Genomic DNA, 8561 nt, shown 5'->3' on the forward strand with positions numbered 1-8561 from the left:
GCGCGGCGGGGCGGGGCGGCGACCGCGGAGCCTCGGCGATCGCGATCGGGCGGCTCCACGTCGACTACGGTAGGCCCACCCTCGGGCCTGTCGGTGCGTACCCGCCCGGTCGGCCGGTCGCCGTCCGGGTCGGCGCGGCCCGCTGACCGTCCTCCGGGCGCCGCACTAGGGTCTGGGCATGGTCGCGAACATCCGGTACGAGGACATCGTCAAGGTCCCGAAGGCGTTGCTGCACGATCATCTCGATGGTGGCCTGCGGCCGGCGACGATAGTCGAGTTGGCCGCGGAGGTGGGGCACGAGCTCCCGGCCACCGATCCCGAGGAGCTCGGGCGCTGGTTCGTCGGGGCGGCCGACTCGGGTTCGCTGGAGCGCTACCTGGAGACGTTCGCGCACACCGTGGCCGTGATGCAGACCGCGTCCGCGCTGCGCCGGGTGGCCCGGGAGTGCGCGCTCGACCTGGCCGCCGACGGGGTCGTCTACGCCGAGGTGCGGTTCGCCCCCGAACAGCACCTGGAGCGGGACCTCACCCTCGACGAGGTCGTCGAGGCGGTGCTCGCCGGTTTCGCGGAGGGCAGCGCCGAGGCCGCCGCGGCCGGCCGCCCGATCCGGGTGGGCACGCTGCTCACCGCGATGCGGCATGCCGCCCGCTCGCAGGAGATCGCCGAGCTGTCGGTCCGGCACCGGGACGCGGGCGTGGTGGGCTTCGACATCGCCGGCGCGGAGGCCGGCTTCCCGCCCACCCGGCACCTGGACGCCTTCGAGTACCTCCAGCGGGAGAACTTCCACTTCACCATCCACGCCGGTGAGGCGTTCGGGCTCCCCTCGATCTGGCAGGCGATCCAGTGGTGCGGGGCGGACCGGCTCGGCCACGGGGTACGGATCGTGGACGACATCAGCACCGAGGGGCCGGAGCCGGTGCTCGGCCGGCTGGCCGCGTACGTGCGGGACAAGCGCATCCCACTCGAGCTCTGCCCCTCCTCGAACGTGCAGACCGGCGCCGCCGCGTCGATCGCCGAGCACCCGATCGGACTGCTGCGGGATCTCCGTTTCCGGGTGACGGTGAACACCGACAACCGGCTGATGAGCGGTACCTCGATGTCGCGGGAGATGGCGCTGCTGGCGGACGCGTTCGGCTACGGCTGGGCCGAGCTGCGGTGGTTCACCATCAACGCGATGAAGAGCGCGTTCATACCGTTCGACGAGCGCTTGAAGATCATTGATGAGGTGATCAAGCCCGCCTACGCGCCGCTGCTGCGGGACTGATCCGGGTGGGGCGGGTGGCCGGCGAGCAGGCCGGCCACCCGGTGCAGCACCTCGCGGCCGCGGGCCGCCTCCGCGCCCAGGTTCGTCTGGCGGCGTAGCACCGTCGGTTCGGCGCGGAGCAGCGTCAGTCCCCGTCGGACCAGTACCCGGGGCGCCTTGCGCTGCTCGGACAGGTCGCGGGCGAGCCGGCGGAGGAAGGTGGCGCCGCGGGGCCGGCGCAGCGCGTACGCCCCGGCGAGGAGTCCCCGCCGGTGACACTCCCGGACGATCTCGGCGGCGAAAATCCCTTCGGCCACAAAAAGTGGCGATCCGGCTATGTCAAATGTCCGGGTGGACACCCGCCGGTCCGCGTCTATTGCATAGACGGGCACTTCTGCCCGACCGTCCCGCGCCAGCCGGGCGATCGTCTCCACGGCGCCCTCGGCGTCCCAGGAGTCTGGTGACTCCCAGTCCACCTGGCCGTTTCGCCATGGCAACGTAGGGTCATCGCCGTCCTTGTAGAAGTCGTCCAAGCAGAGCACCGGAAGCCCGGTTCGCTGCGCTATGTACGACTTTCCCGAGCCGGACGGGCCGGCCAGCAGTACGACGCGATACGGATGATTCATTACCTTCAGTAACTCCGGCCAGACAGTGTGCTATCAAAAACCTTCAACATCTCACCACACCGTGGGCGCCAGCCAACCTGGGCTTTCTTCTTGCCGAGCGGCGTGATGGAATCTCGGGGGTCCGACCCGCCGGGTCGGTCGCTGGGCGTTGCCCGGGCAACGCGCTGAAGCTGTAAATCGCGAGGACGGTGACGTGAGCAAACGGCCGAAGACGGCGGGCTCCTTCCTGTCGCGGCTGCGCCAGCCGGCCAGTCGACTCCGGGACATGCCGATCTGGTCCAAGCTCGGTCTCATCATGATCGTGCCGACCATCGCCACGGTCGTGGTGGGCACCAACGGTCTGGTCGACCACCTGGAGACGCTCAACAATGCCAACCGGGCCGGCGACCTTGCCAACCTCTCCGGCTATTCGGGTGACCTGATCAACACCGTGCAGGACGAGCGGACCACCGCCGTGCTGCTGCTGGTGTCGCCCCCCGGCCAGGCGAGAGCGCAGTACCAGGAGGCGTACAACCGGGTCAACACCCGCGTCGACCAGTCGAAGGCTCCCTACCTGCGGCAGCGCGCGTCGATCGACGGGCTCCCGAGCAGCCTCGAGACCCTGCTCGACAAGATCGACCGGAGCCTCACCGATCTGCCGGGCATCCGCAGCCAGGTCTACAACGGCAAGCTCCGGCCGGTCGAGGCGACGCAGGCGTACGAGGGCGTGATCACCGACCTGCTCGCCATCCGCGACTCGACCACCCAGCTCGCCGGTGACAACAACCTGAGCGACCGGATGCGGGCCGCCGCCGCGGTGGCGCGGGAGAAGGAGTTCCTCTCCCTGCGCCGGGTGGTGGTGCACCAGGCGTTGGCGCAGCGGCAGCTGACCCCCGCACTGCGTACCGAGTACATCGCCAGCGGTACCGGGCAGGACCAGGCGGCGCAGAACTTCAAGGCGGTGGCCACCGAGGACGAGGCCCGCTTCCACGACCAGACCATCGCGGGCGGCGACCGGCGCGAGGCCGAGCGCTACATCGGCTGGATCAACGGCAACACCAGCGGCAGCATGGTCGGCGCCCCGTTCGGGCCGGACCAGTGGGACGCGGCCATGGTCGCCAACGCGAAGCTGATCCGGACGGTGGAGACGAAGCTCGACGGCGACGTGGTCCGCCTGGCCGAGGGTATCCGCTCCGACGTGCAGCGGCAGGTGTTCCTGGAGACCGGCCTCCTGCTGAGCATGCTCCTGCTGGCGATCCTCTTCGCCTACCTGGTCGCCCGCTCGATGGCCCGTTCGCTGCGCGAGCTGCGTCAGGGCGCCCTCGCCGTGGCCCAGTACGGCCTGCCGCAGGCCGTGGCCCGGCTGCGCGACCCGCAGGTGACCGGTCAGCTCTCCCCGTCCCAGCTGGCGAACCAGATCGCCGAACCGCTCCCGGTGCGGAGCAAGGACGAGTTCGGCCAGGTGACCGAGGCGTTCAACGCGGTCCACCTGGAGGCCGTCCGTACCGCGGCCGAGCAGGCGGCGCTGCGGGCGTCCGTCGCGACGATGTTCGTCAACCTCGCCCGCCGGTCGCAGATCCTGGTCGACCGCCTGATCGGGCACCTCGACCGGCTCGAACGCGGCGAGGAGGACCCGGACCGGCTGGCCGAGCTGTTCCAGCTCGACCACCTCGCCACCCGGATGCGGCGCAACGACGAGAACCTGCTGGTGCTCGCCGGTGCCGACTCCACCCGCGTGCAGCGGGAGCCGGCCGCCCTCATCGACGTGCTGCGCGCGGCGCAGTCCGAGGTCGAGCACTACACCCGCATCGAGTTCGGCGTCATCGACCGCGACATCGAGATCGCCGCGCACGCCGTCAACGACCTGGTCCACCTGGTCGCCGAGCTGTTCGACAACGCCACCGCGTTCTCGCCGCCGGACTCCCAGGTGCAGGTCGAGGCCCGCCGGGTCGGTGACCGCTCCTCGCTCTACGTCGAGGACCGCGGCATCGGCATCAGCGCGGACCAGCTCCAGGAGCTCAACGAGCGGCTCGCCACGCCGCCGCAGGTGGACGTGGCCGTCTCCCGGATGATGGGTCTGGTCGTGGTCGCCCGGCTGGCGTCCCGGCACGGCGTCCGGGTGGAGCTGCGTCCCGGCACCGATCGTGGCACCGTGGCGGAGGTCGTACTCCCCGCGTCGGTGCTGGTGCCGCGCGCGCTCTCCGGCCGGGTGCAGCAGCCCCCGGCGTTGCCCGCTCCGGCCGGCGCCGCGGCGCCGACCGCGCCCACGCCGACGTTCGGCGCGCTGCCCGCGCTGGGTGTGCGGCAGAGCGAGTCCGGCAACCAGGTGACCCTCGGCGGCCGGGCCTTCGACCCGCCGTCGCCGAACGGTTCCGGCCCGGTGGCGCCGGCCGCCCCGGGGCGTGGCATGCCCGCCTGGTCGGACCTCACCGGCGCCGCCCCGGCCAACGGCGCCGGCGCGTTCACTCCGCGTCCCGCCAACGGGCAGCCGATCGACCCGCTGCCGCAGCGTCGGGGCGACGCCGACCCGTCCGGCGGACAGCCCCCGGCGATCCCGCGGCAGCTGCCCAGCAGCCCCGAGGTGAACCCCTACGCGCCCCCGGTCTCCGGTGGCCCGGTCTCCGGCTCGCCGGTCTCCGCCCAGCCGTACTCGGGTGCTCCGGTCTCGGCCTCGCCGTACGCGGGTCCGCCGACCTCCGCCTCGCCCTACGCGGGTCCGCCGGTCTCGGCGCAGCCGTACTCGGCGCCCCCGGTCTCCGGCCAGCCGTACTCGGCGCCGCCGGCCTCGGGGCAGCCGTACTCGACGCAGCCGTACTCGGCGCCGCCGGCCACGGCACAGCCGTACTCGGCGCCGCCGGCCACGCCGCAGGCGTACTCGGCGCCGCCGTTCGCCGGCCAGCCGGCTCCGGCCTCCCCGGGAGTTCCCCTGCCGTCCCGGCCGGACGCGGCCCCCTCGGCACCGCCGGCCTGGCCGCCGGTGGCCGACGCGGAGCGGGAGGCGGCCACGCCGCCGGTGCCCGAGCGCCTCGCCGCCGCGCTGGACATGACTACCGAACTGCCGCGGGTGCCCCGGCCCGAGAGCCAGCCGGCTCCCGCGCCGGCCACGCCGCCGGCAGCCAACCGGCCCGCGCCGGCTCCGCAGGCCCAGCCGCAGCAGCGGTACGCGGACGAGACGATGGAGCTGCCGATCTTCCGGGAGCTCGAATCGGCCTGGTTCCGTACCCGTCGACCGGGGCCGGAGGAGACGGCGGGCGCCGCGAAGCCGGCGGCGACGAGCGGTGCGCCGACGCAACAGTTCGCCGCGGTCGACGCCAGCGGTCAGGCCGTCCAGACGAAGACACCCGGGACGACAGGTAACGCACCGATGGCAGACACACCGACGCCGCGGGAGAACGGGTTGGGCGCGAACGGGGGCAGCCGTCCGACCGCCGCCGAGAGCCTGCCCAGCCGCCGGCCCACGCAACAGGGCAACAGCTGGGAGACCGCCGCCGACGACGGCTGGCGGGCCGCCACGGCCGCCAGCGATGTGCCGGTACGCTCGACCACCCCGACCGGGTTGCCGAAGCGCACGCCGATGGCGCAGCTGGTGCCGGGCGCGGTGGAGAAGCCGACCACGTCCGTCCAACGGCGTTCGCCGGAGGCCGTTCGCGGTCTGCTCTCGGCCTACCACCGAGGTGTGCAGCGGGGGCGTAGCAACCCCTCGGAGGGCAACCCGACCAACCCGGAGGCGGCTCCGGGTGGGCAGCAATCCTCGCAGTCTGACTCAGGCCCAGTGGCCGGGAGCGGGCAGAAGGAGCAATAACGATGACTACTACGCAGGATCTCGGTTGGCTCCTCGCCAACTTCGCCGACCGGGTGCCGGGGGTCGCGCACGCGGTCGCCGTCTCCGCGGACGGCCTGCTCCTCGCGGGGTCACGGGATCTCCCGCGTGACCGCGCCGACCAGCTGGCCGCGATCGCGTCCGGTCTGGTCAGCCTGACCCAGGGCGCGGCCCGCTGCTTCGAGGGAGGCGCGGTGCTGCAGACGGTCGTGGAGATGGACAACGGCTTCCTGTTCCTGATGTCCATCTCGGACGGCTCGTCCTTCGCCGTGCTGGCGGCCCGCAGCTCCGACGTGGGGCAGGTCGGTTACGAGATGGCGTTGCTCGTCGACCGGGTGGGCGACGCGCTCACCCCGGCGCCGCGCGCCGCCGCGGGAATGCTGGGCTGACACCCTGCTGACCGACGTCGGCGGGGCAGCAACGACGACAAGTGGGGCTCCACCGGGTGGAGCCGGTGCCGGGTACGAAGGAGGTGAGCGGCGACATGGCCGATCGTGACGAACCGACCGGAGCGTTGGTCCGTCCTTACGCCGTGACCCGTGGTCGTACCCGCCCCCGACTCGACATCGCGCTGGAAGCGCTCGTCGAGACGACGGTGCGCGGCCGGGCCGCCGCTGCGAACGGCAGTGGTGGCCAGGGTCGCGAGCACCAGTACATCGCCGCGCTGTGTGACGGACGCGTCCAGTCGCTCGCCGAGATCGCGGCGCGGATGCAGCTCCCGCTCGGTGTGGCCCGGGTGCTCATCGCCGACATGGCGACGGACGGCCTGGTCGCAGTCCACGAGCCGACCATCCTGGACGACTCGGACGACGCGGTGGGCACTGAACTGCTGGAGAGGGTGCTGAGTGGACTTCGCAGGCTCTGACATGTCGCACCGCCCGCCGACCCAAAGCGGGCGAGTGACGTCGGCGAAGATCGTTATCGCCGGTGGATTCGGCGTCGGCAAGACGACGCTGGTCGGTTCGGTCTCGGAGATCACGCCGCTGACGACGGAGGCCATCATGACCTCCGCCGGCGTGGGTGTCGACGACACCCGGCAGGTGCCGGGGAAGGCGACGACCACGGTGGCCATGGACTTCGGCCGCATCACCATCGACCGTGACCTGATCCTGTACCTGTTCGGTACGCCGGGTCAGACCCGGTTCTGGTTCATGTGGGACGAGCTTGTGCGGGGCGCCATCGGTGCCGTCGTGCTGGTGGACACGCGGCGGCTCGCCGACTGCTTCGCGGCGATCGACTTCTTCGAGCACCGGCGGCTGCCGTACCTGGTGGCCATCAACTGCTTCGACGGGATGCAGTACCACGACCCGCAGGACGTTCGTGACGCGCTGGCGATCTCGAGCGACGTCCCGGTGGTGGCCTGCGACGCCCGTAACCGGGAGTCGACCAAGCACGTGCTGATCTCGCTTGTCGAGTACGTGCTCACCATGCGGCGCTCCCGCGCGGTCACGCCGGCCTGACCGGTAACCAACACGTCGACGCGCCCCGGGGCGGCTGAGGCCGCGCCGGGGCGCTCGTCGCCTGGTGGCCGACCGCCGCCGATCTCGTGGCCGGTCCGACGGCTGTGATCCGGCGTCGCTCCGTCTGTGCCAGCCGAGCCGTCGCCGTGGGCGGGTCGTCGGCGCGTCCGGCCGGCGTCGCCGAACGGCGGTCGTCGGGTCCAACCGTCGTCGTCGAGCGGCGGTCCACCGCCGCCGACCCGGACTCGCCCGGCAACCGAAAGAGCCCCTGCGCCAACCCGTTCGGGTCGGAGCAGGGGCTCTGTTGTTCAGAGGCGCTAGGAGCGGTAGCCGGCGGAGCGGTACTCGTACTCCCGGTCGTCGTCGCGGTCACCGTGGTCACGGCTGAAGTCCCAGCCGCCGGCGGCCTCCCGGCCCGGGCGACCGCCGACCGCGAAGCCGCCGATCTCCTGCCCCCGGCGCCAGCCACGGAAGTAACCGGTGGTGTTCTCGGCGAGGCTCGCCGCGTCCCGGACGATCCGGAGCGGCCGCTCCTCCCGCAGCGGCGACCCGGGAACCAGGTTGGCCTGCGGCACCCGCTTGGGCAGCCCGGCCCTGGTCTCGGAGCCGACGGCGGGCCGGGCGGCCTGCTCGGCCGCCTGCCAGCCGCTGTCGGCGAGGCTGGCCCAGTCCAGGTCCACGTCGTCGTCGTGCCCGACGAACCAGGCGGACTTGGCCTGGGCGAAGATCAGCAGGTCGCCGTCGCCGCTCTCGTCGGCCACCGGCGGCGGACGGTGCTCGACCGGCGGGGTCGGCCGGTGTTCGACCGGCGGGGTCGGGCGCTGCTCGACCGGCGGAGGCGGCCGGTGCTCGACCGACGGGCGTTCGGCCCGCGCGCCGGGCCGCCCGTTGCGGCCGGCGTCCGCGCCGTCCACCAGACGCAGTGACGGAAGTTCCAGCTGCGGGTCGGTGTTCTCGCGCAGCGCCCGGTCGGCCAGCGGTGGCGGCTCGACGAGCCGCAGCATCGGCGGTTCCTGCGGCAGGTCGTCGGCGAGCCACGGCGGGGTGACCCGCCCCTCGCCCGCGCCGGGGTCGGTCGGCGCGTCGACGCCACGGCCACCCCCGTACGGGTAGGTGACCGCGGTGTCGGCCGGGCTGTCGGCCGGGTCCTCCGGGTTGTTGACCAGCGGCCAGTTCGCCCGCGAGCCCGGTGGGGCGGATTCCGGCTCCGGCCGGGGCGCGGGCACCGGAACGCTCAGGTCGGTGGCGCTGAACCCGCCCGTCGGCGGCGCGGCGTCCCCGGTGGTCTTCGGCCGCGGCGGGATCACTGTGCGCTGCCGCTCCGCCCGGGCGCTCTGGATCGCGGCGGTGGTCAACGTCGGCCGGAACGGCTCGCCGGCCTCGGCGGGGGGCACCTTGCCGCGTTGTGCGGGTGCGATCGGGGTGATCCCGGG

At 72.9% G+C, this 8561-nt stretch carries 6 protein-coding genes and 1 pseudogene; 5 read left to right on the forward strand and 2 right to left on the reverse strand.

Annotated features, from left to right (window positions below):
* Positions 1-178 precede the first annotated feature (178 nt).
* Positions 179-1264: an adenosine deaminase gene (locus tag E1211_RS27995; RefSeq protein ID WP_132352553.1), complete on the forward strand. Its 1086-nt coding sequence runs from the start codon at positions 179-181 to the stop codon at positions 1262-1264.
* On the opposite strand, the gene E1211_RS28000 is transcribed toward E1211_RS27995, so the two are convergent.
* Entirely contained in the window at positions 1240-1869 is a 630-nt protein-coding gene (locus E1211_RS28000; RefSeq protein WP_132352555.1) for a uridine kinase, read from the reverse strand. The genes E1211_RS27995 and E1211_RS28000 overlap by 25 nt on opposite strands.
* A 193-nt stretch (positions 1870-2062) precedes the next feature.
* Between E1211_RS28000 and E1211_RS28005 the strand changes: the two genes are divergently transcribed.
* The 4 genes from E1211_RS28005 (at position 2063) to E1211_RS28020 (ending at position 7128) form a co-directional block, all read left to right on the forward strand.
* Entirely contained in the window at positions 2063-5650 is a 3588-nt protein-coding gene (locus E1211_RS28005; RefSeq protein WP_132352557.1) for a sensor histidine kinase, read from the forward strand.
* A gap of 2 nt (positions 5651-5652) precedes the next feature.
* Entirely contained in the window at positions 5653-6057 is a 405-nt protein-coding gene (locus tag E1211_RS28010) for a roadblock/LC7 domain-containing protein (RefSeq protein ID WP_076471087.1), read from the forward strand.
* A 95-nt stretch (positions 6058-6152) separates the two neighbouring features.
* Positions 6153-6533 (forward strand): DUF742 domain-containing protein, encoded by a 381-nt coding sequence (locus tag E1211_RS28015; RefSeq protein ID WP_120673933.1) that lies wholly within the window; start codon positions 6153-6155, stop codon positions 6531-6533.
* A 1-nt stretch (position 6534) separates the two neighbouring features.
* Entirely contained in the window at positions 6535-7128 is a 594-nt protein-coding gene (locus E1211_RS28020; RefSeq protein WP_120673400.1) for an ATP/GTP-binding protein, read from the forward strand.
* Positions 7129-7445: 317 nt separating this feature from the next.
* On the opposite strand, the pseudogene E1211_RS28025 reads toward E1211_RS28020, so the two are convergent.
* A pseudogene (locus tag E1211_RS28025) lies at positions 7446-8561 on the reverse strand (transposase); the annotation flags it as partial.

Origin of the sequence: Micromonospora sp. 15K316 (assembly GCF_004348525.1) — a bacterium.
Lineage (GTDB): Bacteria > Actinomycetota > Actinomycetes > Mycobacteriales > Micromonosporaceae > Micromonospora.